We start from the raw sequence: 22,251 nt of genomic DNA, 5'->3' as shown, positions 1-22,251 counted from the left end.
CTCAGCGCTCGTGGCGGGGGGCCATCGGCGGACGCCCGGTGCTGTGCCGGTACGGCGGCTCGCCCGTACCGTTCCGCGGCGGCTGCGCCCCGGGGCCGTGCTGCACCCCCGGCTGCGGCGCGCGGTGGGCCTGCGGGGCCGCGTCCGGCCGCGGTGCGGGGTGCGAACGGGGCGCGCCGTCCTGCGCCGCCGGGCCGGGCCGTCCGACGGCCGGCATCTGCACGGTGGCCGGGTCGTCGTCGGCCGCCCGGCCGGTGACGGTCGCGGCGGCGGCACCCGCGGCGGTGGCGCCGACGGCGGCCGCCCCGCCCGCGTCGGCACCGCGCTTCGACCGGGCCCGGATCACCTCGAACACGATCGGCAGCACCGACACGAGCACGATGGCGATCAGGATCAGGTCGATGTGCTCGCGGACGAAGGCGAACTGGCCCAGGAAGTACCCCAGCACCGTGACGCCGGCCGCCCACGCGACACCGCCGATCAGCGAGTACGTCAGGTACCGCCGCGGGTCCATCCGGGCCACGCCGGCGCTGACCGTGATGAAGGTGCGCACGATCGGCACGAACCGGGCCAGGACGATGGCGCGGTTGCCGTAGCGCTCGAAGAACTCGTGGGTCTTGTCCACGTGCTTCGGGTTGAACAGTTTCGACCGTGGCTTGTCGAAGATCGCCGGTCCGGCGCGGTAGCCGATGCCGTAGCCGACCGCGTTCCCGGCGAACGCGGACACCACCAGCACCAGGCACACCAGCCACAGGGGAACGCCGATCGCGCCCTGGGCGACGAACAGGCCCGCGGTGAACAGCAGCGAGTCACCGGGCAGGAAGAAACCCAGCAGCAGGCCGCACTCGGCGAAGATGATCGCGGCCACCCCGACCAGGGCCCACGGGCCGAGGGACTCGATGATCACCGCCGGGTCGAGCCACGAGGGGCCGAGGGCGAGCGTCTGGGTCGCGGCGAGAACCGTCACGCGGAGAAACGGTACCGGCCGGGTGACGGGCCCGGCCGGGCGCCGTCGGCCCGGCCGTGCGCGGCCGGGGCCGGGACGGTCAGCCCAGTGCGGGCAGCGCGCCGGGCAGCAGCACCGAGACCAGGGCGATCCCGCCGCCGAGGAGCGCGCCGACGAGCAGCGTGATCAGCGCGGCCCACAGGATCTGCGGGACCGGCGACCCGGCCGGGGCCGCCGTGGCGCGGGGTGCGGCCGCGACGGGAGCGGGACGGTGGTGCACCTGCGGGGCCGGGCGCGGCGCCGGCGGCGGGACCCGGCCCGGGACGCGGGGCGGCGCGGGCGGCGGACCGCCGGGGCGCGGCGGCGGCATCGGACGCCCGCGCGCCTGCGCCTGCAGCGCCTCACCGACCCGGCGGGCGGCGTCGTCGCGGTGCGGGTTCTGCGGGCCGGTCATCGTGGCTCCCCCGGACGACGGCCGGTCGCCGCACCCGCCCGCTCCTCCATGATCCGGGCGACGGAGTCGAGCGCGCGGCTGGCGGTGGACTTCACCGTCCCGCGGCTCATCCCGGCCGCCTCGGAGATCTCGGACTCGGTCAGGCCGCCGTAGTAGCGCAGCACCAGGACCTCGCGCTGGCGGGGCGGCAGCGCCGACAGCGCGTCGACGACGGACTGGTGCTCGGCCGACAGCATCGCCAGCGACTCCGCGGAGCGCGCGTTGGCGGAGTGCGGCGGCACGTACTCCCGCGCCGTCCGGCGGCGGCGCAGGACCGACCGCGAGCCGTTCACGACGGCGGCGCGGAGGTAGGCGACCGCGGCGGTCTCGTCGCGCAGGCCGGTCCAGTGCCGGTGCAGCCCGGTGAAGGCCTCCTGCACGACGTCCTCGGCGGTGGCCGGGATGTCGACCAGCAGCATCGCGAGCCGCATCAGCCGCAACCGGTGGTCGCGGTAGAGGTCGGCGAGGGTGAGCGGGTGCTCCGCCTGCGGGCCGGGTACGCCCGGCCCGTCCGGGACGGGATCGGCCGGGAAGGGACCGGGCCCCTCCGGCGCCGGTCGGCTGTCGATGGCGCGCAGCCGGCCCAGCGTCCGGTCTACGGCGTTCTCGGCCTGGTCCTCCTCCACGTGCCCCAGCGTAGCGACCGCCTCCGACAGTCGTCGCGGCGTCGCCCGTTCCGCCGTCCGGCCGAGGTGACCAGACCCATCCGCACGATGACTCCCGCCCCACAGCGGGTACGTGATACTCACCGGAGGAAAGAGCGCTGCGACGAGCAGCGACCGCCGAAGACGAGGAGGCCGGCCGTGCCGATCGCCACGCCCGAGATCTACAACCAGATGCTGGACAACGCCAAGAACGGCGAGTTCGCCTACCCGGCGATCAACGTGACCAGCACCGAGACCCTGAACGCGGCGCTGCGCGGGTTCGCCGAGGCGGGTTCGGACGGCATCGTCCAGATCTCGACCGGTGGCGCGGAGTTCCTCTCCGGCACCCGGGTCAAGGACATGGTCACCGGCTCCGTCGGCCTGGCCGAGTTCGCCCACGTCGTCGCGGACAAGTACCCGGTCAACATCGCGCTGCACACCGACCACTGCCCCAAGGACAAGCTCGACGGCTTCGTCCGGCCGCTGATCGCGGTGTCCCAGGAGCGGGTGGACCGCGGCCTGAACCCGCTGTTCCAGTCGCACATGTGGGACGGCTCGGCCACCGAGCTCGAGGAGAACCTCTCCATCGCGGCCGAGCTGCTCGACGAGGCGGTCAAGGCGAAGATCATCCTCGAGGTGGAGATCGGCGTCGTCGGCGGCGAGGAGGACGGCATCGCCCACGACATCAACGAGAAGCTCTACACCGCGCCCGGCGACTACGAGCGCACCGTCGAGGTGCTCGGCGGCGGCGAGAAGGGCCGGTACCTGCTCGCCGCGACCTTCGGCAACGTGCACGGCGTCTACAAGCCGGGCAACGTGAAGCTGCGCCCGGAGATCCTCAAGCAGGGCCAGGACGTGGCCGTGCAGAAGCTGGGGCTCGACGCCGGCAGCAAGCCCTTCGACCTGGTCTTCCACGGCGGCTCCGGCTCGCTGCTCGAGGAGATCCACGAGTCGCTGAGCTACGGCGTGGTGAAGATGAACGTCGACACCGACACCCAGTACGCCTTCACCCGGCCGATCGCGTCGCACATGTTCGAGAACTACGACGGCGTCCTGAAGATCGACGGCGAGGTCGGCAACAAGAAGGTCTACGACCCCCGCTCGTACCTCAAGAAGGCCGAGGTCGCGATGGGCGACCGCGTCATCGAGGCGTGCGAGTCGCTGAAGTCCGCCGGCAAGGCGCTCTGAGCGGTCCCCCGGGAGCACGTCGGGCACGTGCGTGGTCGCCCGGGCCGGGCCCGGCCCGACCACGCACGCGCCCGAGGGGCCAGGATGGGCGCATGAGTCTGCACGGCAACCTGCTCGAACCCGACGACACCCGCCTGCCGGTGGACCCGGCCGCGGCGGAGCTGGCCGCCGGGAGGGACCCGGCCGAGCTGGCGGCGGGCAACCCGTCGTCGTCGATCGCCTGGGCGGTCCTGGCCGAGCGTGCGCTGGAGTCCGGTGAGACGGTCGCCGCGTACGCCTACGCCCGTACCGGCTACCACCGCGGTCTCGACCAGCTCCGTCGCAACGGCTGGAAGGGCTTCGGCCCGGTGCCGTGGTCGCACGAGCCGAACCGCGGCTTCCTGCGCTCCTGCGGTGCCCTGCTCCGGGCCGCCGACGGCGTCGGCGAGGCCCCCGAGGTCGAGCGCCTGCGCACCCTGATCGCGGACTCGGACCCGGAGGCGATCACCGCTCTGGGCCTCGGCTGAGCCGGTGCCGTCCGTGACGCCGGCCGGCTGGCGGCGGGCCGGGGACCGTGTCCGGGCCCGCCTCCGGCTCGGCGTCCGGCGGGTGCGGGCGTCGTGGCTGCCGATCCTGCAGTGCGCGTTCGCGGCGGGCCTCGCGCTGTGGGTGGCCGGCGACCTGGTCGGGCACACCCGCCCGTTCTTCGCCCCGATCGCCGCGGTGATCAGCCTGGGCCTCTCGCTGAACTCGCGGCTGCGCCGGGCCGCCGAGCTCGTCGTCGGCGTCAGCCTCGGCGTGCTGGTCGGCGACCTGCTGATCGCGCAGATCGGCAGCGGCGTCTGGCAGCTGGTCCTCGTGGTCGCGCTGGCCATCACGCTCGCGACGTTCTTCGACGGCGGCAACCTGATCGTCGCCCAGGCGGGCGCGTCCGCCGTGCTGGTCACGACGCTCCTGCCCCCCGGTGAGACCGGCGGGATCGACCGCTGCGTGGACGCGCTGATCGGCGGCGTGGCCGGGATCCTGGTCGCGGCGGCGATCCCGGTGCACCCGGTCCGGATCGTGCGCCGGGAGGCCCGCCGGGTGCTCGACGACCTGGTCACCGTCCTCACCGAGGTCGCCTCGGCGCTGCGCGACGACGACCGGGAGAGCGCCTCGCGGGCGCTCCGCCGGGCCCGTGACACCCAGGCCGTGATCGACGGGCTCCGCACCGCGGTCGGGTCCGCCGGCGAGGTCGCCGCGGTGTCCCCGCTGCACCGGCCCCGGCGGCGGATGCTGCGCCGCTACCGCGAGCTCGCCGAGCGCGCCGACTACGCGCACCGCAACGCACGGGTGCTGGCCCGGCGGGCCCTCACCGCGATCGAGGACGGCGAGCGGATCCCGCCGGAGCTGGCCGACGCGATCGCCGATCTCGCGACCGCGGTCGGTGCGCTGATCCGCGAGCTCGGGCAGGACGGTGACCGCGAGCGCGCCCGCGGGCCGCTGCTGGAGGCGGTGCAGGGCGCGCCGGTGCTCGCGGAACCGCCCGTCGCCCCGGCCCCCGCCCCGGACGGCGGCCACCCGGCCGGGCCGGCCGTGTCGGTCCCGGTGCTGGTCGCCCAGACCCGCTCGATCGCCGTCGACCTGCTGCAGGCCACCGGCCTGTCCCGCACCGAGGCGATGCACGCGCTGCGTGACCGGCTCCCCGCCCCGGACCTGGGCTGATCGGGGGAGTGGGGTTCCGTGACCGTCCGGTCACGGCGCAGAATCGGGCGCTGTTCGGCGCCGGGACCGACCGCGTCCCCCTGCACGGTGTGGTGTGGCCGACGCCGTCGACCGCGAACGGGGTCCCACCAGTGCAGCTGTTCATCCGCTACGTCCTCGCTCCCCTCGTCCGGCTGATCTGGCGCCCCCGTGTGCAGGGCGCCGACCACATCCCCGCCACCGGCCCGGTGATCCTGGCCGCGAACCACCGGGCCGCGGTCGACACGGCCTTCATCCCGCTGGTCGCGTCGCGCCGGGTCGCGTTCCTCGGCAAGTCCGAGTACTTCACCGGCCGCGGTCTGCGCGGGCGGCTGATGGCCGCGTTCGTGCGCGCGCTCGGCTACATCCCGGTCGACCGGGGCAACGCCCGCGCCGGGCTCGCCGCGCTCGACGCGGGCCGCAGGGTGCTGGAGACCGGTGGCGTGTTCGGGATCTACCCGGAGGGCACGCGCTCGCTCGACGGCAGGCTGCACCGCGGGCACACCGGGGTGGCGAGCCTGGCGCTGTCGACCGGCGCGGTCGTCGTGCCGGTGGGCCTGATCGGGACCGAGCGGGTGCAGCCGATCGGCCGGCTGTTCCCGCGGCTGGCCCGGGTGCAGATCCGGTTCGGCGCCCCGCTGGAGTTCAGCCGGTACGACGGCCTGGAGGGCGCGCCGGCGATCCGCCGCGCGGTCACCGACGAGATCATGGACGTGATCGCCGACCTGTCCGGCCAGACCTACGTCGACTCCTACCACCGGCGCCCGGACGAGCAGCTGCCCGCGGCCGCCTGAGGAGGCCCGATCAGCCCGGCAGGACCGGGTTCCAGGGCTCGGTGTGCCGGTACCAGGCCCAGCGCCGGATCTCGCGGGGATGCGGCTCGCCGTCGCGCACCGGGGTGGCGCCGGTCGTCCCGATCTGGATCGCGCGCCCCTGCGCGGCGGTGACGCCGCGCCCGCCACGGATCCGCACGCCGTCCGGTCCCGCGTCGACGACGAGCCGCGGGACCCGGCCGCGGAACACCCGGGTCGCGTCGCAGTACGCCTCGCCGTACAGGTCGGGGATCTCGCCACGGCCGACGAGGACGCCGCCGTTGTCGTCGCGCACCAGCGGCTCCGGTCGCGCGGCGCCGGTCCGGGCGAGCCGGGCCGCCGCCGCGGGGGACACCGGCACACCCCAGCTCGCCGCCGCGGCCGAACGACGGTCGACCGGCAGGTACGCGACCTCGGTGCCCAGCGCCGAGCGCCGCAGCAGACGCAGGACGACGGCGGCCAGGTCGGCGTCGTCGCCGTGCACGATCAGCCGGGCCCCGGGGTGCTCGGCGAGCAGCGGGTCGACGACGTCCTTGCCGGGACGCGGCGGAACGGTGACCGACCGCACCGCAGGATCGGACTCCAGGGACGCCGGTGGGCGTTCCCGCCGGGCACCGGGCCGGATACCGTGGAACGGAAGACGGTGTCGCCGCTGCGGCACACAGGCGAGCAGCACCGCTTCGGGATCGGTCGAATCCACTGATCGAGTACCCTCCCCGCCGCGGAATCCGGTAACCACGCCCGGATCCGCGGCCGTGACGAGCGTGTGTGAACTGGAGTCTCTTACATGCCCGCAATCGTGTTGATCGGCGCCCAGTGGGGCGACGAGGGCAAGGGCAAGGCGACCGACCTGCTCGGCGGCGAGTACGGCTGGGTCGTCCGCTACCAGGGCGGCAACAACGCCGGGCACACCGTCGTCACCCCGGACGGCCGCGACTTCGCACTCAAGCTCATCCCGTCCGGCATCCTCTCGCCGGGCGTCAAGAACGTCATCGGCAACGGTGTGGTGGTCAACCCCGAGGCGCTGATCGAGGAGAAAGCCGGGCTGGAGAAGCGCGGCGTCGACACCTCCGGCCTGCTGATCTCGGCCGACTCCCACCTGATCATGCCGTACCACGTGGCGATCGACCGGGTCACCGAGCGCTACCTCGGCAAGGCCAAGATCGGCACCACCGGCCGCGGCATCGGCCCCGCCTACCAGGACAAGGTGGCCCGGGTCGGCGTCCGTGCCGCGGACCTGCTCGACGAGAAGATCCTGCACCAGAAGGTGGAGGCCGCGCTCGAGCTGAAGAACCAGATCCTGGTCAAGGTCTACAACCGGCGTGCGCTGGACTTCCACGAGGTGGTCGACACCGTCCTGGAGCAGTCCAAGGAGTTCGCCGAGAAGATCGTCGACACCCGGCTGATGCTGAACGAGGCCCTGGAGCGCGGCGAGACGCTGCTGCTGGAGGGGTCGCAGGGCACGCTGCTCGACGTCGACCACGGCACCTACCCGTTCGTGACCTCGTCGAACCCGACCGCGGGCGGCGCCTCCGTCGGCTCCGGCATCGGCCCGAACAAGATCACCCGGGTGATCGGGATCCTGAAGGCCTACACCACCCGCGTGGGGTCCGGCCCGTTCCCGACCGAGCTGCACGACGAGATGGGCGAGTTCCTGCGCAAGACCGGCGGCGAGGTCGGCGTCAACACCGGCCGCGCCCGGCGCTGCGGCTGGTTCGACGCCGTCATCGGCCGGTACGCCGCCCGTGTCAACGGCATCACCGACTTCTTCCTGACCAAGCTCGACGTGCTCTCCGGCCTCCAGTCGGTCCCGATCTGCGTCGGCTACGAGGTCGACGGCCACCGGGTCGACGAGATGCCGATGACCCAGACCGGCTTCCACCACGCCGTCCCGGTGCACGAGGAGATGCCCGGCTGGTTCGAGGATCTCTCCGGCGCCCGGACCTGGGAGGATCTGCCGGCGAACGCCCGCGCGTACGTCGGGCGGATCGAGGAGCTCACCGGGGCGCGGGTGTCCGCGATCGGCGTCGGACCCGGCCGGGACCAGACGATCACCCGCTGACCGGCGCGGGTCAGGTGTCGGCGCGGACGGCCGGTTCGTCGCGCACCGGGGTCACCGCGACCGCGGCCAGCGGTGCCAGCGCCGCGACCGCGAAGCCGACGCCGTAGCCGGCGACGTCGACCAGGGCGCCGAGCGCGACCGGGACCACCGACCCGAGGGCGTTCTGCCCGGTGTTCTGGATCCCGAGCGCCCGCCCCGACCAGGTGCGGCCGGCGAGCTCGGCGGTGCTGGTGTAGGCCAATCCGTTGTCGGCGACGGTGACGACGGCACCGACCGCCAGCATCGCCACCGCCAGCCAGGCGGCGACGGCGTCGCCGAGGGCGAACAGCAGGAGGACGACGACGGCGGCGACCGCGATCTGGCGCATCGGCCGCATCCGTGACCCGACCCGGTCCGACCACCAGCCGGACCCGATCCGGCCGAGTGCGCCGGCGACCTGGCCCGCCGCGACGAACGCCCCGGCCGCCGCCGCACCCCAGCCCTGCTCGCGCACCAGGTACTCGGTGCCGAACGAGGCCACCGCGAACTGCGGGACGACGAGCAGGGCGGACGCGCCGTGCACCCGCCACAGCAGCGGCGTCCGGTACGGCGAACCCTCCGGCGCCGCCCCGGCCGGCCGGGGCACCCGGGGCGGGTCCGGGGCCAGCAGCAGCACCAGGACGGCGGAGAGCAGACACAGCACGGCGGGCAGCAGCAGCGCGGGCCACGGGCCGACCGCCGCCCCCAGCGACGGCAGCGTGAGCCCGGCCAGCGCGACACCGAGCGGCTGGGCCGTCTGCCGGATGCCCATCGCCGTGCCGCGTTCGTGCGCGCCGAACCAGCCCATGACCATCCGGCCGCTGGCCGCGAACACCGACGCCGCCCCGGCACCGCCGACCAGCAGGAACGCGAGCGTGCCCGGTCCCGGCAGCAGGGCCGCGCCCGTCACCCCGGCCGCGCACACGGTCAGCCCGGCGGCGATCACCCGGCGCTCGCCGGTGCGGTCGGCCAGCGCGCCCCAGACGATCAGGGTCAGCAGCAGCCCGGCGGTCGGGGCGCCGACGTAGATGCCGACCCGCGCGAGCGAGAGACCACCGGCGTCGCGCAGCAACGGGACCAGGAACGGCACCCCGTAGACGAACGAGCAGGCCGCCGTCTGGGCGAGCACACCGGTGCCGAGGACCACCCATCGACGGGCGCTGCGGGTGACGTCGGTCGTGGTGGGCACCCGCCCACGCTAGGCCGACGTCTCACCAGATGACGATTCCGTCCCACCGGGTGGAACGCGTCAGGAGGCGCACCCCCCCGTGTCCACCGGCGACGCCGACTCGTTCGCGGCCACGTTCAGCGCCTGTGCGGCCTGCTCGGCGGTCAGCACGAAGCCGGTCTCCGAGTCGTCCAGCGCGGCGCCGAACACCACGCCGACCACCCGGCCGTCCGGGGCGATCATCGGACCGCCGGAGTTCCCGGAGCGGACGACCGCGCGGACCGTGTAGACGTCGCGGACCACGCTGCCCTGCTCGTAGATGTCCGGGCCGCGCAGCCGGATCCGCTCGCGGACCTTGCCGGGCGTCACCGTGTACGGGCCGTCCAGCGGGTAGCCGAGGATGACGACGTCGTCGCCGACCCGGGCGGGGTCCGGGCTGAACTGCAGCGGCTCCTCCTCCAGGGCCGGCACGTCCAGGACGGCCACGTCGACCTGCGGGTCGTAGAAGACGACCTCGGCGTCGAGCTGGCGGGTCCGCCCGCTCGCGGTGGTCACCTCGACGGTCGTGCTGGAGGTGCCCGCGACGACGTGCGCGTTCGTCATGACCCGCTGCGGGGCGACGACGAACCCGGTGCCCTCCAGTGCCCGCCGGCAGGACGGCGCCCGCCCGCGCACCTTGAGCACCCGGTCCCGGACCTCCGTGACCACCGGGTTCTGCACGAGGTTCGCGTCCGGCGGGCCGACCGCGGCGACCGGTGTGCGGGAGAACGGGCTGACCACGTCCGGGAACCCGGAGTCGTCGAGGATCTGGCGCAGCTCGGACGGGAGCTGGCGGGCCGCGTCGGGCATGACGCCGTCGACCGCGCCGAGCACCCGCGAGTCGCGCAGTCCGCTGGTCAGCGTCGCGAAGCTGGTCGAGGCCAGCGGCAGGGCGATCAGCCAGGCGGCGACCACCACCGCGACGGCCTGCACCCCGGCCCCGAGGGTCGAGTCGACCTTCAGCGTGCCCTCGCCGCGGATCCGGTCCCGGATGAACCGGCCGAGGTACACCCCCGTGGCCTCGCCGAGCGCGACCAGGAGCACCACCGCGCCGATGCCGAGCAGCACCTTGGCCTGCTGGGACTCCACCTGCGCCGCCAGCAGCGGCGCGAGCCGCAGGCCCAGCACCGCGCCGGTCAGCACCCCGAGGAACGAGAGCAGCGCGACCGCCACCCCGTGCCGCCATCCGGACGCCGCCGCCAGCAGCGCCAGCACGACGACCACCACGTCGACCCAGCTGATGCTCACCGGCCCACCTCGTCATCACGGTCGACGGGGTCGGTCACGCGCACTCCTCGCAGGTCGTCGGGGCGCCGGTCGTGGTGTCCAGCCCGGGCGACGGCCCAGGCGTCGTCGAGATCCTCGATCCGGGAGCGGTCCCAGGGATGCTCCCAGCCGGACCGTTGCAGCAGCGCCGAGAGCAGGCCCGCGGTGAACCCCCAGACCAGCAGCCCGGACGTCCGGAACGCGGGCCCGGTGTGCCCGCTCGGGCCGCGGACGGTGAACCGGTTGGTCGGATCGGTCAGCACCGGCACGGGGACCCGCGCCACGCTCGCCACCTCGGCCGGGTCGACCGCGCGCACCGGGACCGGGGCGGCCCAGTGCGCGAGCACCGGTGTCACCAGGAAGCCGGTCGGCGGGATGAACAGCTCCGGCAGCACCGCGAGCGGGACGACGCCGGCCGGATCGAGCCCGGTCTCCTCCTCGGCCTCGCGCAGCGCGGCGTCCACCGGTCCGGTGTCGCCGGGGTCCAGGCGGCCGCCGGGGAAGGCGACCTGACCGGCGTGCGATCGCAGGGTCGCGGCCCGCTCGGTGAGCAGGACGTCGGGTCCCCCGTCGTCGCCCGTGCCGAACAGCATCAGGACGGCGGCGCGGCGGCCCTCGGCGCGCCCCGCCGGGTCGCGGCGCGGGCCGAACCAGCCCGGGTCGAGCCCCAGCGCGCCCTCGACCAGCGGCTTCAGCGCGTCCGGTGCGGCGCCGGGATCGGGCTCCGGCACGACGACGGCGGTCACCGCAGCCGTTCCACGGCGGCAGCGACGTCGTCCGCGTCCCGGAACGGGACCGGCGGATCGACCATCGCCGGCGTGCCGTCGGCCCGGACGACGTAGGTGAACGGCAGCACCGGAGGCGTGTCGAGCGCGGCGCGCAGCTCGCCGCGCGGATCGGTGACTGCCGGCAGCGTGATGCCGAGCCGGGCGGCCAGGTCCAGGGCGGCGACGGGATCGTCCTGCACGTCGACCGTCAGCACCGGGACCGATCCCGGGCGCCCGGCGTACTCCTGGAGCGCCGGCAGCTCGTCGCGGCACGGCACGCACCACGACGCCCAGAAGTTGACCAGCGCCGGGCCCCCGGCGAGGGCGGCGCCGACGTCGACGGTGCCGTCCGCGCCGAGGCACGGGACGGAGACGCCCGCCAGCGGCCCGGCGGCGGGTGCACCGGACGCGACCGGGCAGGGTCGCAGCGCCGCGGAGGCACGCGCCGCGGCCAGTGCCGCCGGGTCGGCGGCCGCCGGATCGGAGTCCGGCCGGCCCGCGGCGGCCGGCGGCGCGGCGGGGTCCGGCGTACCGCCCTGCGACGGCCAGAGCGCCCACACCGCGAGCGCGACCAGCAGGGCGACGACCACCGTCGAGACGATCTCGGACCGGGTCGCGCCGGTCCGGCTCACGGACCGGCCCCGGAGATCCCCGCCAGAGCCAGCAGGTGCTCCCGCTCCACGCCCTTGACCAGCGCGGCGGCTTCGCCGGGATCGGTGGGGCCCAGGCCGTAGGACGGGCAGTCCGGCGCCAGGGTGCAGGCTCCGCAGGCGGGCTTGCGCGAGTGGCACACGCGGCGGCCGTGGAAGATCACGTGGTGCGAGACGATCGTCCAGTCGCGGCGCGGGACGAGCTCGCCGACCGCGTGCTCGACCTTGACCGGGTCCTCCTCGGTCATCCAGCCCCAGCGGCGCACCAGCCGCCCGAAGTGGGTGTCGACGGTGATCCCGGGGACGTCGAACGCGTTGCCGAGGATCACGTTCGCGGTCTTGCGGCCGATCCCCGGCAGCGCCACCAGCTCGTCGAGGGTGGCGGGCAGCTCCCCGCCGTGCTTCTCGACCACCGCGGCGCCGAGCCCGGTCAGCGAGTTCGCCTTGTTCCGGTAGAAGCCGGTCGGCCGGATCAGCTCCTCCAGCTCGGTGCGGTCGGCTCCGGCGTAGCCCGCCGCGGTGGGGTAGCGGGCGAACAGTGCCGGGGTCACCTGGTTGACGCGCTCGTCGGTGCACTGCGCGGACAGGATCGTGGCCACCGCGAGGTCCAGCGGCGTCGAGAAGTCGAGCTCGCAGTGCGCGTGCGGGTAGGCCTCGGCCAGTGCGCGCAGGATCCGGTTCACCCGTCGCGCTCGTCCGATCGGGTTCTCCCCGGCTGCGACCCGCGCGGCGAGACCGGCCGCGGCGCGCCGGGTGGGCCGCCGGACGGAGGTGCTCACGTCACCGAGCGTACGGGTGCCCTCCGACAGCCGTGGCACCGTGTCGCGCGGCCGGCCGCCGCCGTGCCCGGGCCCGACGGCGGCGTGTGCACGGCGCCGAGCGGCCCGTTCCGGCCGCCGAACGTCCGATCACCGGTCGCGGAGATCACGAACGCATCACGAAGCACGCGGACCGGCTACCCCCGGCGGGCTGCGGTGCGAAGCAGTGAGAGAGGATCGGAGGTGCCATGACTGCCTGGTTGAGCGTCCTCGTCCCGCTGCTCGTGATGTTCTTCGCGCTCGGTATGGAGCGCGTCGAGTCCCGCCTGCGGGAGTCCACGGTGCGGCAGGACGAGCTGGACGAGATGCTCGAGCAGCCCCGGCCCGACGAGGTGCGGGCCCTGTTCCGGTCCGGTACCAGCCGGGCGCTGGAGCTGTTCCGGCTCCGCAACCGCCGGCGCAGGACCGGTCGCCGTAGCCAGGTTCCGTCGGCCTGACGGGAACTGACAAGATCGAAATCGGGGCTGCGGGAGCGGCCGAGGCAGGAAGCGGGCCCGATCGGACGAGAGCCGATCGGGTCACTGGTGCGCACGTGTGTGGCGAAGGCCTCTACACTGGCGCGCCGACGACCCGCCGTGACGATCGCGGCCGGTGAACGAGGAGTTGCAGTGGACGAGGTTCTGATCCGGGCCGGGATCTTCCAGGGTGTGGAGCCCCAGGCCGCCGAGGCGCTGGCCGAGGCGCTGGAGACCGTCGAGTTCTCCCGTGGGCAGGTCATCTTCTCCGAGGGCGAGCCCGGTGACCGCCTCTACATCGTGGCCGGCGGGAAGGTGAAGCTCGGCCGCAAGTCCCCCGACGGCCGGGAGAACCTGCTGATGGTGGCCGGCCCGTCCGACATGTTCGGCGAGCTGTCCATCTTCGACCCGGGCCCGCGCACGTCCTCGGCGACCGCGGTGACCGAGGTGCGGACCTACACGATGGACCGCACCGCGCTGCGGGAGTGGATCGGCAAGCGCCCCGAGATCGCGGAGCAGCTGCTGCGCGTGCTGGCGCGCCGCCTGCGCCGCACCAACAACATGCTCGCGGACCTGATCTTCACCGACGTGCCCGGCCGCGTCGCGAAGTCGCTGCTGCAGCTCGCCCGTCAGTTCGGGTCGCAGGAGTCCGGTCTGCTGCGGGTCACGCACGACCTCACGCAGGAGGAGATCGCCCAGCTGGTCGGTGCCTCCCGGGAGACCGTCAACAAGGCGCTCGCCGACTTCGCGCACCGCGGCTGGCTGCGGCTCGAGGGCAAGAGCGTGCTGATCCTGGAGCCGGAGCGCCTGGCCCGCCGGGCCCGCTGAGCGGCGTCCCACCCCCCGGAATACCGCTGGTACGTCCGTACCAGACCATGTGATCCTGGGCGGCGTGGCCGCCTCCCTCTCCGACTACCGGGCCGCGCTCGGTGCGCCCGGAGCCGCCGCGCCGGTCTGCGCGTCGGTGATCGGGCGGTTCCCGATCGCGATGCACAGCCTCGCGACGCTGCTCTACGTCCGCGAGGTCCAGGGGTCCTACGCCGTCGCGGGTGCGATCTCGGCGGCGCTGCTGGTCGGGACGGCCGCCGGGACCGTCGTCCAGGGGCGGGTGCTCGACCGGCTCGGCCCGACCCGGCCGATGCTCGTCCTGGTCGCGGTCTACGCCGTCGCCGTCACCGGTCTGGTGGTCTGCATCGAGGCCGCGTCGCCGGTCGTGGTGACCGCCGCGGTCGCGGTGCTCGCGGGCCTCGCGACACCCGCGATCGAGGGCTCCTCGCGCGCCCTGTGGACCGACCTGGTGCCGTCCGGGCCGCGCCGCGAGGCGGCCTACACCTACGAGGCGATCAGCCTCGAGACGTTCTTCGTCCTCGGGCCCGCGCTCGCCGCGGTGCTGGTGGTGGCCACCCCGTGGCCGGGGACGGCACTCGTCGTCGCCGCGTCGGCCGAGCTGGTCGGGACGACCTGGTTCGCACTCACCCGATCGGTGCGCCGTCGTTCGGAGCGGATCCGCGCCGAGCGCGCGACCGGGGCGCTCGCCCGCGAGACCGGGCTGCTCGGTGTCTTCCGCCGGCCGGGACTGCGGACCGTGGCGCTCGCGTCGCTCGGGTTCGGCCTGGTGGCGGGCACCGCCGAGGTCGGGGTGTTCGCCGCGGCCGAGTTCGCCGGCTCCCCCGCGGCCGGCGGGATCCTGCTGTCCGCGTGGTCGGTGGTGTCGGTGCTGGCCGGCGTCGCCTACGGGATGCGGCCGTGGCCGCGCCCGCTGCACCTGCGGCTGCCGGTGCTGCTGGCCGGGTTCGCCCTGCTGGTGACGGTGATGGGACTGGTCTCCCCGCTCGGCTCGCTGGTGCTGCTCGCCGTCCCGATGATGGCGGCCGGAGCCCTGATCACCCCGCAGGTCACCGGGCACTCGCTCGGGGTGGAGCTGACCGCACCGGCGGAGTTGGCCACCGAGGCGTTCAACTGGATGGTGATGGCGGCGGTGCTGGGCGTCTCCGCCGGGCAGGCGCTGGCCGGGACGATGATCGACCTGCTCGGCCCCGCCGGGTACGCCACCGGCGGGGCGGTCGGGATGCTGGTCGCGCTGCTGCTGTGGCTGCGCCGCGGCTCGGTCGCGGCCGCGGGTGACCGGCGGGAGCCGGCCGGGAGCCCCGCGTGAGGGGCGCCGCGGACCTGCGACGGCTGCGGGACGCCGTCGCCGCGGACATGGTGGGCGCCGACGTCGCCCACGACCTGGGGCACCTCGACCGGGTCGCCGGGCTGGCGGCGCGGCTCGCGGTGCGGGAGGGGCACGACGGGTTCGTCGTCGCCGTCGCCGCCTACGTGCACGACCACCACCGGGCCGCGGAGGCCCGGCTGGGCCGGGTCGTCGCCCCCGCCGAGTGCCGGGACGAGGCCCGGGACGCGTTGTGCCGCGGTGGGATCCCCTCGGAGCTGTGGGAGCCGGTGCTCGACGCCGTCGAGGCGACCGGCCGCTACTCCTTCTCGGCGGGCGACCGGGGCCCCGCACCACCGGCCGCGGCCGCCGCGATCGCGGCCTGCCTGCACGACGCCGACATGCTCGACGCCATGGGCGCCACCGGGATCGCGCGTGCCTTCGCCTACGGCGGGGCGATCGGTGAGCCGCTGTGGGACCCGGCGGCGCCGCCGTCGTCGGACGGGTACCGCTCCGGGCCCACCGGCTCGGTGATCGCGCACTTCCACGAGAAGCTGCTCCGGCTGCGCGGGGAGCTCCGCACCGCGGCCGGCCGGGAGATGGGCGGACGCAGGCACGCGGCACTGGAGGAGTTCCTCCGCCGCTTCCGCGAGGAGTGGATCGACGCGCACGACGACGCGGGGACGGCGCCGCCCGCGCCGTGACCGCCGACGGGCCGGGTCAGGCGCGCAGGTGGTCCAGCTGGGCGCGCACCGAGAGCTCGGCGGCGTCCCACAGCGAGGTGTCGACGTCGGCGTAGACGACCTCGACGACGTCCCGCGCCGTCGACTCCGGCCCCAGCTCCTCCAGGGCCGCGCGCACCTGGTCCAGCCGCTGCTCGCGGTGCGCGAGGTAGGCGTTCGCGATCTCCGCGGCGTCCGGGAGCTCCGGCCCGTGCCCGGGGAACAGCGGGGTCCCCGCCGGCAGCTCGGCGATGCGGCGCAACGACTCCAGGTAGGGGCCCAGCGCGCCGTCCGGGTGCGCGATCACGGTCGTCCCCCGCCCCAGGACGGTGTCGCCGGCCAGCAGCGCCGGCCCGTCCGATCCGGGCCCCTCGAGCAGCAGGGACACCGAGTCGGACGTGTGTCCCGGCGTCGTCATGACGGTCAGCTCCACGCCCGCCCCGGCGATGACCGTGCCGTCGGTGAGGGGGTCGGTGCCGACCGCGAGGGACGGGTCCGCGGCGTAGACCGGGGCGCCGGTCAGCTCGACGAAGCGACCGACCCCGCCGGCGTGGTCGTGGTGCCGGTGGGTGAGGACGACGGCGGCGACCGGGGCACCGTCGGCGAGCGCCTCCAGGTGGGTGCCGTCGTCCTCCCCGGGGTCGACGACGATCCGCTGCCCGGAGTCGGGCACCGCGACCACCCAGGTGTTGGTGCCGTCCAGCGTCATCGGGCCGGGGTTGTCCTGCAGCAGCACCGACGCGAGCGGGTGCACCGCGCGCAGGCTGCCGTAGAGCGGGTGGCTCACGTGCGTGCCTCCTCGTATCGCCAGTCCGGGTCGCCGGGCAGCGTGATCGTCACGACCTTGCCCTCCCGGCGCACCTCGGGGGTGATCGGCTCGATCTCGCGGTGGACGGCGGCGTCGAGCACCGCGGCGGCCGATCCGTGCCGGCCCAGGTCCTGCAGCGTGTGCAGGGTCGGGGGCATGAGCGCGACGTCGCCGGCCTCGTACCCGGCGAGTGCCGCGGCGGGGGTCCACCAGCGCGCCTCGACGGCCTCGGTCGTGGCGTCGTCGGCGACCTGGCCCTCGGGCAGGCGTGCGACCAGGAACGCGGTGTCGTAGCGCTTCGGGTTCCGCGGCGGGGTGATCCAGCGGGCCCACGGCACCAGCAGGTCGGCGCGCAGCTCCAGGTCGTGCTCGGCGAGCAGGGCGGGCAGCGTCGCGTGCCGTCCGACGAGGTCGTCGCGACGGTGGGCCGCGAGCCCGTCGGGGCCGGGCTCGGCCCCGGGCCGGGACGCCAGCAGCACCCCGCACTCCTCGAAGGTCTCCCGCACGGCGGCGGTGACCAGCGCGGCGGCCTGCGGCTCGGGGAGCCCGAACGCGGTGCCGAACCGGGCGGGCTCCGGGCCGCGCCAGCGGGCGGGGTCCGGGACGTCGTCGGGCGAGACACCGCCGCCGGGGAACACGGTCATGCCGCCGGCGAAGGCCATCCCGGCCACCCTGCGCTGGAGGAACACCTCCAGTCCGCCGTCCGGCGCGTCGCGGACGAGCAGGACCGTCGCGGCGGGTTTCGGCTCGACCGGCTGCGCCGGCGTCGGAGCTGCGGTGCTCATGACCGCCGACCCTAGGTCACGATCACGCCGGTCCGATGGTGAGAATGCCCGCATGCGCATCGGACTCGTCGGGGCCGGGCCGTGGGCCCGCACCGTGCACGCACCCGCGATCGCCGGGTACCGGCGGTGGACACCCGCCGGGGTGTGGGCCCGGCGCCCGGAGGCCGCGGCCGAGGTCGCGGCGATCACCGGCGGGCCGGTGCACGCGACGTTCGACGACCTGGTCGACGCGTGCGACGCCGTCGCGTTCGCCGTCCCGCCGCAGGCCCAGGGCGAGCTGGTGCCCGTCGCCGCGGCCGCGGGACGGCATCTCGTGCTGGAGAAGCCCCTCGCCGCGGACCTGGCGGCCGCCGAGCGGGCCGCCACCGCGATCGCCGACGCCGGTGTCTGTTCCGCGACCGTGCTGACGCTGCGGTTCGACCCGGCGATCCGCGCCTGGCTCGATGCGGTCCCCGAGGGCCCGCACGGTCCGGGGACGGTCGGGACGGCGCGCTGGCTGTCCGGGGCGCTGCTGGGCGGGCCGTTCGCGTCGTCGCAGTGGCGGGCCGAGCACGGCGCGCTGCTCGACGTCGGGCCGCACGTGATCGACCTGCTCGATGCGGCACTCGGCCCGGTCACCGGCGTCGAGCAGGCCCGGCGGGACGAGCCGGACCTGTGGCGGATCGGGCTGCTGCACTCCGGTGGTGCCCGCAGCTCGCTCGTCCTGTCGCTGCGCACGCCGGTCGAGCCGACCGACTTCGAGATCGCGATCACCGGAGGTCTCGGCCCGGACGGCCGGGGCCGGACAGCGCTCGACTCCCGCCCGGCCGACGCCGTCGCCTGCTACGCGAGCCTGCTCGACGACCTCGCCGACGCGGTCGAGGCCGGGGACCCGCGGCTGCCCGTCGACGCCGCCCGCGCCCTGCACCTGCAGCGGATCGTCGACGAGATCGTGCGGGCCGCCGGCTGATCAGTTCCGGTCGGTCCGGGCGGTCCCGTTCCGCGGGGTCGGCTCGCCACCGCTCTCCCGTGCGGCGAGCTCCTCGTGGAGGCGTTGCAGCAGGTCCTGCTCGGTCGGGCTGAGCCGCTCCGCGAGCGCACCGGCCGCGGCGGGCTCCGGCGCGGGACGCGGCTGCGGGCTCGGTCGCGGATCGTCGTCGGCGGGCGCCCCGCCGGTGGGGCCGTCGGTGTCCTCGGTCAGGAGCAGGTGCCGGGGGCGGTGCGATCCGTCCGTACCGCCGGTCGACGGCGGCACGGCGGGCGCCTGCACGATCGGCGTCCCGGGCGGCGGGGTCGGGGCGTCGATCTCGGCGCCCTCCGCGGCCGGGGCCGGCCGCGGGTCGGAACCCGCGTCGGCGGGAGCCGTCTCCCCGACCCAGGCGCCGGAGGCCCAGTCCCGCATCCAGGCGTCCTCGTCGGCCGCGGGGACGTTCGCCGGCCTGCCGTTCGACCGGGGCCGCAGCGGCGCGACGGCGCCGTTCGACGGTGCCGGGCCCGGGGCCGCCCGGCCGATCGGTGGGGCCGGGGCGGCGACCGGCTCCTGCGCGACCGGCTCCTGCGCGACCGGCTCCTGCGGAGCCGGCGGATGCGGCGCCGGGGCCTGCGGGACTCCCGTCCGGAGGGCCGGCTCCGGCTGAGCCGGTGGCGGCGGCGCTGCGGGCGACTGCGGAAGGGGTGCCGGGGGGACCGGCGGCACGGGTGCCGGTGCGGGTGCCGGCGCCGGCCGGGCGGTCCGGCCGGCATCCGCCGGGACGTCCGGGGTGGCGCCGTCCGGCGCGACCGTCCCGCCGGACGGGCCGGCGTCGGACCGGTCGCCGGTGCCGTCCGGTCCGGGGCCGGCCGGGCGTGCCGGGAGCGCCACGGGCGCACCGTTCACCCGGGATCCGTCCCGGTGTCCCGACGACTCCGGCTGCGGGGGTACGTCGTCCCGGTCGTCCGTGGTGGTCGCGGTCACGGGACCGGTGGCAGGGGACCCGGAGACCGGCGTGGGCGTCCCGTCGTCGGGGACGTCGTCCGGTGCCGTGCGGTGTGCGGGTGGGTCCGCGGTGGTGTTCCCGGGCTCCGTGCCGTGGTCCGCACCGGACGGGGCGGCGGGCTCCTGGTGGTCGTCGGCGTCGAACCAGTCGCCGGACGTCGCCTCCCGCAGCGCGCGGATCGGCGGCGACGGCCGCGGTGCCGGGTGCAGCGGCTCGTCGGCCGCCGCGGGCTCGGGCAGCGGGGACGTGACCGGGCGGTGCTCCTCCGGGGGCGGAGGGGTGGGGCCGGTGTCGAAGGTGCCCGCGCCGGGTGGGGTCCCGGTGCCGGACGGGAGGTCGCCGGTGGTGTCGATCCGGCCGGCCGGGCCGGTGCGTCCGCCCGGGGCGGCGTCGTCGACCGGAAGGGCCGGGGTGTCGGCCCGGCCGCGGGGGAACCCACCCGTGCTCCGGCGGGGACCGGGACCGCCGTACCCGGAGCTCGCGTCGTGATCGGCATCGGCGAGATCGTCGGTGAACTCGGCGGCATGCCTGCCGGCCAGGTCGTCGGCCAGGTCGTCGGCGGGATCGTCGGCCACGTCGTCGTCCGACCTGTCGTCGGCCGGGACGGCGGCGGGCGTGGCGAAGGGACCGTCCTCGGCGTCCTCGACGGACCGGCCGGGTCGTCGACGGACGAGCCCGTCCGTCATGGACGGAACCGGCGGAAGGGACGGAGTGGGCGGAGCGACCGGTCCGGGACGATCGGCCACGTCCTCGGACGCGGACGCGATCGCCGGGCCGGCCTCCGACTCGGCCTCCGACCCGGCCACCGGCTCGGCCACCGCCTCGGCCACCGGCTCGGCCGTCGCCACGGTGGCGGCGCCGGATCCACCGGCCACCACCGGAGCGGGCCCGTCCGGGACCGGACCCGGCCCGGCGTGCACCGGCACGGCCGTCCCACGGGCGGCCCGGTGGTAGGGCGTGTCCGGGTCGCCGTCGCCGCGCACCTCGACCGAGGCGGCGATCCCGGCCCCGGCCAGCGCCGACTGTGCCCGGTAGGTCAGCACCTCGGCGGACCCGTCGCCGTGGGTGCGGCCCAGCAGCACCGGGTGCGGGAGCGGCCCGGGCGCCGACCCGGCCGGGGTGACCCGCCACGCCAGCATCCAGCCGTCGTCGGGGGCGGTGACCCCCGCGAGGGCCCGGGCGATCTCGTCGGTGGGGCCGTCGCCGGTGAACCGGTGCGGGGTGTCCGCTCCCGGTCCGCCGCGGGGCAGGAACCGGTCGGCGTCCGGCTGGATGCGTCGGGTGCCGGCCTCGGCGACCAGCTCACGGCGCACCGCGGACGGCAGCACCACCCGCCCGGCGACCAGCTCGGCCACCAGCAGTTCCAGCGCGTGGCCCTCCTCGTCGACGGTGACGAGCTCCCGCCCGGTGGCCAGCAGGTCGTCGTCCACCCGGCCGGCCAGCTCGAGCAGCAGCCGGTACGTGGGGTCGGACATGGGGCCTCCTTCGCGGGCGGGCCGTGAGCGCGGACGGACCGCGGGCGGTCGGCTCAGCCGGTGGGCACCGGCGGCCGGTTCCACAGCGACGCGGCGGCCGCACACGCCGCCTCGTGGTACGGGCTCGGGGACCGGTCGCCGGCCCACACCTCGACCTTCGGGACGCGCTCGCCGTGCACCCGCAGCAGCCGCTGCAGACCGGCGGTCAGCAGGTGCGGCCGTTCCGCACCACGGACCAGGACGACCCGGGCGCCGTCGCCGCGGACCGCGAGCAGCAGCTCGCGGGCGTCGTCGCGGAGCACCGACAGGGCCGACCAGGCGGCCAGGTCCGGCTCACCCGGACCGAACGACGGCGGCACCGGCTCCGCCCCGGCCAGCACCGCACCGACCAGCCGGTGCGACGCCGAGCCGGACGGGACGACCGCGGACAGCAGCTCGCGCTCGTCGTCGGTCAGGCCGATCCGGTGCCGCAGCAGGGTCCGCGGGAGGACGGCGCCGATCGCCTCGTCGTCGCCGGCGGCGACCCAGTCACGCAGCCGCCACAGCAGCTCGTCGGGCACCCGGCCGGCGAGCCGCAGGAGCAGCTCGTGCGCGGCCGGCGCGGCGGCGACGGTGGTCATGGCCTCAGCCGACCTCGACGACCAGTTCCACCTCGACCGGCACGTCCAGCGGCAGGACCGCCACGCCGACCGCGGACCGGGCGTGCGCGCCGGACTCGCCGAACACCTCGCCGAGCAGGTCGGAGGCGCCGTTGACGACACCGGGCTGCCCGGTGAAGGACGGGTCCGATGCGATGAACCCGACCACCTTGACGACGCCGGTGACGGAGTCCAGCCCGACCAGGGCGTCGATGGCGGCGAGCGCGTTCAGCGTGCAGATCCGGGCCAGGTCGTAGGCCTGCTCGGCCGACACCTCGGCGCCGACCTTGCCGGTCGCCGCGACCACGCCGTCCACGAACGGCACCTGGCCCGCGGTGAACACGAGGTTCCCGCTGCGCCGTGCCGGGATGTAGGCACCGGCCGGCGCCGCGACCGGGGGCAGGGCGTGCCCCAGGTCCTTCAGGCGGGCGAGTGCACTCACTGCTGCACCGGCCGCTTGAAGAACGCGACGAGCTGCTCGGCGTTGGCGCCCGCCGTCACCGTGACCAGCTCCCAACCGTCCTGGCCGAAGTTGTCCAGGATCGCCTTGGTGTTGTGGATCAGCAGGGGGGCGGTCAGGTATTCCCACTTCACGACCGGGGAGCTCATGCGCGGACTCTAACCCGTCCGGACCGCGCCGGGCCGCCCCGGACGGCGGATGGCCGTCCCGCTGCGACGGACGTCCGTGT

Annotated in this window: 25 protein-coding genes; 10 read left to right on the top strand and 15 right to left on the bottom strand. The window is 75.7% G+C overall.

What is annotated here, in order from left to right:
- Position 1 precedes the first annotated feature (1 nt).
- The 3 genes from Ae150APs1_RS15670 to Ae150APs1_RS15660 all read right to left on the bottom strand — a co-directional run bounded on the left by Ae150APs1_RS15670 (position 2) and on the right by Ae150APs1_RS15660 (position 2,065).
- A complete protein-coding gene (locus tag Ae150APs1_RS15670; RefSeq protein ID WP_083680153.1) occupies positions 2-967 on the bottom strand; it encodes a DedA family protein in 966 nt (321 codons plus the stop codon).
- 79 nt (positions 968-1,046) lie between these two features.
- The gene (locus Ae150APs1_RS15665; RefSeq protein WP_060574510.1) at positions 1,047-1,400 is read right to left on the bottom strand and encodes a hypothetical protein; all 354 of its coding nucleotides are present in this window, start codon (positions 1,398-1,400) and stop codon (positions 1,047-1,049) included.
- Positions 1,397-2,065, bottom strand: coding sequence for a sigma-70 family RNA polymerase sigma factor (locus tag Ae150APs1_RS15660; protein ID WP_060574511.1), 669 nt, complete (start codon positions 2,063-2,065; stop codon positions 1,397-1,399). Before Ae150APs1_RS15660 ends, Ae150APs1_RS15665 begins: the two co-directional genes overlap by 4 nt.
- Before the next feature lie 177 nt (positions 2,066-2,242).
- On the opposite strand from Ae150APs1_RS15660, the gene fbaA reads away from it, so the two are divergent.
- From fbaA to Ae150APs1_RS15640, 4 genes are all read left to right on the top strand, one after another.
- Entirely contained in the window at positions 2,243-3,271 is a 1,029-nt protein-coding gene (gene fbaA / locus Ae150APs1_RS15655; RefSeq protein WP_075298490.1) for a class II fructose-bisphosphate aldolase, read from the top strand.
- A 92-nt stretch (positions 3,272-3,363) separates the two neighbouring features.
- Complete coding sequence (locus tag Ae150APs1_RS15650) at positions 3,364-3,777, top strand: DUF3151 domain-containing protein (protein WP_060574513.1); 414 nt, start codon at positions 3,364-3,366, stop codon at positions 3,775-3,777.
- A 4-nt stretch (positions 3,778-3,781) separates the two neighbouring features.
- Positions 3,782-4,954 carry an FUSC family protein gene (locus Ae150APs1_RS15645; RefSeq protein WP_075298487.1) on the top strand — a complete coding sequence of 391 codons (1,173 nt, stop codon included), beginning with the start codon at positions 3,782-3,784 and terminating at the stop codon, positions 4,952-4,954.
- A 131-nt stretch (positions 4,955-5,085) separates the two neighbouring features.
- A complete protein-coding gene (locus tag Ae150APs1_RS15640; protein ID WP_010225289.1) occupies positions 5,086-5,766 on the top strand; it encodes a lysophospholipid acyltransferase family protein in 681 nt (226 codons plus the stop codon).
- A gap of 10 nt (positions 5,767-5,776) precedes the next feature.
- On the opposite strand, the gene Ae150APs1_RS15635 is transcribed toward Ae150APs1_RS15640, so the two are convergent.
- Positions 5,777-6,352 (bottom strand): hypothetical protein, encoded by a 576-nt coding sequence (locus tag Ae150APs1_RS15635; RefSeq protein ID WP_075298484.1) that lies wholly within the window; start codon positions 6,350-6,352, stop codon positions 5,777-5,779.
- Between the two features lie 219 nt (positions 6,353-6,571).
- On the opposite strand from Ae150APs1_RS15635, the gene Ae150APs1_RS15630 reads away from it, so the two are divergent.
- A complete protein-coding gene (locus Ae150APs1_RS15630) occupies positions 6,572-7,846 on the top strand; it encodes an adenylosuccinate synthase (RefSeq protein ID WP_075298481.1) in 1,275 nt (424 codons plus the stop codon).
- Between the two features lie 10 nt (positions 7,847-7,856).
- On the opposite strand, the gene Ae150APs1_RS15625 is transcribed toward Ae150APs1_RS15630, so the two are convergent.
- The 5 genes from Ae150APs1_RS15625 to nth are packed head-to-tail and all read right to left on the bottom strand — an operon-like array spanning position 7,857 to position 12,533.
- A complete protein-coding gene (locus tag Ae150APs1_RS15625) occupies positions 7,857-9,053 on the bottom strand; it encodes an MFS transporter (protein WP_075298478.1) in 1,197 nt (398 codons plus the stop codon).
- Between the two features lie 60 nt (positions 9,054-9,113).
- On the bottom strand, positions 9,114-10,313 hold the full coding sequence (locus Ae150APs1_RS15620; RefSeq protein ID WP_075302153.1) for a MarP family serine protease: 1,200 nt from the start codon (positions 10,311-10,313) through the stop codon (positions 9,114-9,116).
- A 2-nt stretch (positions 10,314-10,315) separates the two neighbouring features.
- Positions 10,316-11,083 (bottom strand): CoA pyrophosphatase, encoded by a 768-nt coding sequence (locus tag Ae150APs1_RS15615; RefSeq protein ID WP_075298475.1) that lies wholly within the window; start codon positions 11,081-11,083, stop codon positions 10,316-10,318.
- Positions 11,080-11,736, bottom strand: a complete 657-nt coding sequence (locus Ae150APs1_RS15610; protein WP_212567215.1) for a TlpA disulfide reductase family protein — start codon at positions 11,734-11,736, stop codon at positions 11,080-11,082. Before Ae150APs1_RS15610 ends, Ae150APs1_RS15615 begins: the two co-directional genes overlap by 4 nt.
- The gene (gene nth / locus Ae150APs1_RS15605; RefSeq protein ID WP_212567214.1) at positions 11,733-12,533 is read right to left on the bottom strand and encodes an endonuclease III; all 801 of its coding nucleotides are present in this window, start codon (positions 12,531-12,533) and stop codon (positions 11,733-11,735) included. Before nth ends, Ae150APs1_RS15610 begins: the two co-directional genes overlap by 4 nt.
- A gap of 227 nt (positions 12,534-12,760) precedes the next feature.
- Here nth and Ae150APs1_RS15600 point away from each other — a divergent pair, with 227 nt between their 5' ends.
- The 4 genes from Ae150APs1_RS15600 to Ae150APs1_RS15585 all read left to right on the top strand — a co-directional run bounded on the left by Ae150APs1_RS15600 (position 12,761) and on the right by Ae150APs1_RS15585 (position 15,883).
- Positions 12,761-13,009, top strand: coding sequence for a hypothetical protein (locus Ae150APs1_RS15600; protein ID WP_010236842.1), 249 nt, complete (start codon positions 12,761-12,763; stop codon positions 13,007-13,009).
- Positions 13,010-13,180: 171 nt separating this feature from the next.
- Positions 13,181-13,855 carry a Crp/Fnr family transcriptional regulator gene (locus Ae150APs1_RS15595; RefSeq protein WP_010236840.1) on the top strand — a complete coding sequence of 225 codons (675 nt, stop codon included), beginning with the start codon at positions 13,181-13,183 and terminating at the stop codon, positions 13,853-13,855.
- Positions 13,856-13,919: 64 nt separating this feature from the next.
- Entirely contained in the window at positions 13,920-15,182 is a 1,263-nt protein-coding gene (locus tag Ae150APs1_RS15590) for an MFS transporter (RefSeq protein ID WP_075302147.1), read from the top strand.
- Complete coding sequence (locus Ae150APs1_RS15585; RefSeq protein WP_075298472.1) at positions 15,179-15,883, top strand: hypothetical protein; 705 nt, start codon at positions 15,179-15,181, stop codon at positions 15,881-15,883. Before Ae150APs1_RS15590 ends, Ae150APs1_RS15585 begins: the two co-directional genes overlap by 4 nt.
- A gap of 16 nt (positions 15,884-15,899) precedes the next feature.
- Here Ae150APs1_RS15585 and Ae150APs1_RS15580 read toward each other — a convergent pair whose 3' ends face one another.
- Positions 15,900-16,688 (bottom strand): MBL fold metallo-hydrolase, encoded by a 789-nt coding sequence (locus Ae150APs1_RS15580; RefSeq protein WP_075298469.1) that lies wholly within the window; start codon positions 16,686-16,688, stop codon positions 15,900-15,902.
- The gene (locus tag Ae150APs1_RS15575; RefSeq protein ID WP_075298467.1) at positions 16,685-17,494 is read right to left on the bottom strand and encodes an NUDIX domain-containing protein; all 810 of its coding nucleotides are present in this window, start codon (positions 17,492-17,494) and stop codon (positions 16,685-16,687) included. The genes Ae150APs1_RS15580 and Ae150APs1_RS15575 overlap by 4 nt, the downstream gene beginning before the upstream one ends.
- Positions 17,495-17,546: 52 nt before the next feature.
- Here Ae150APs1_RS15575 and Ae150APs1_RS15570 point away from each other — a divergent pair, with 52 nt between their 5' ends.
- Positions 17,547-18,443: a Gfo/Idh/MocA family oxidoreductase gene (locus Ae150APs1_RS15570; RefSeq protein ID WP_075298464.1), complete on the top strand. Its 897-nt coding sequence runs from the start codon at positions 17,547-17,549 to the stop codon at positions 18,441-18,443.
- Here Ae150APs1_RS15570 and Ae150APs1_RS15565 read toward each other — a convergent pair whose 3' ends face one another.
- From Ae150APs1_RS15565 to Ae150APs1_RS31245, 4 genes are read right to left on the bottom strand one after another with little or no spacing between them, the layout of a single operon-like run.
- Complete coding sequence (locus Ae150APs1_RS15565; protein ID WP_075298461.1) at positions 18,444-20,924, bottom strand: hypothetical protein; 2,481 nt, start codon at positions 20,922-20,924, stop codon at positions 18,444-18,446.
- Positions 20,925-20,977: 53 nt separating this feature from the next.
- A complete protein-coding gene (locus tag Ae150APs1_RS15560; protein WP_075298458.1) occupies positions 20,978-21,544 on the bottom strand; it encodes a hypothetical protein in 567 nt (188 codons plus the stop codon).
- A gap of 4 nt (positions 21,545-21,548) precedes the next feature.
- Positions 21,549-22,004 (bottom strand): RidA family protein, encoded by a 456-nt coding sequence (locus tag Ae150APs1_RS15555; protein WP_075298455.1) that lies wholly within the window; start codon positions 22,002-22,004, stop codon positions 21,549-21,551.
- Positions 22,001-22,171: a DUF4177 domain-containing protein gene (locus Ae150APs1_RS31245; protein WP_010241690.1), complete on the bottom strand. Its 171-nt coding sequence runs from the start codon at positions 22,169-22,171 to the stop codon at positions 22,001-22,003. Before Ae150APs1_RS31245 ends, Ae150APs1_RS15555 begins: the two co-directional genes overlap by 4 nt.
- Positions 22,172-22,251: the final 80 nt, after the last annotated feature.

The sequence above is a fragment of the Pseudonocardia sp. Ae150A_Ps1 genome (assembly GCF_001932315.1).
GTDB lineage: Bacteria > Actinomycetota > Actinomycetes > Mycobacteriales > Pseudonocardiaceae > Pseudonocardia.
Note: the sequence above shows the minus strand (reverse complement) of the source record. Positions and strands in the feature narration are given on the sequence as shown.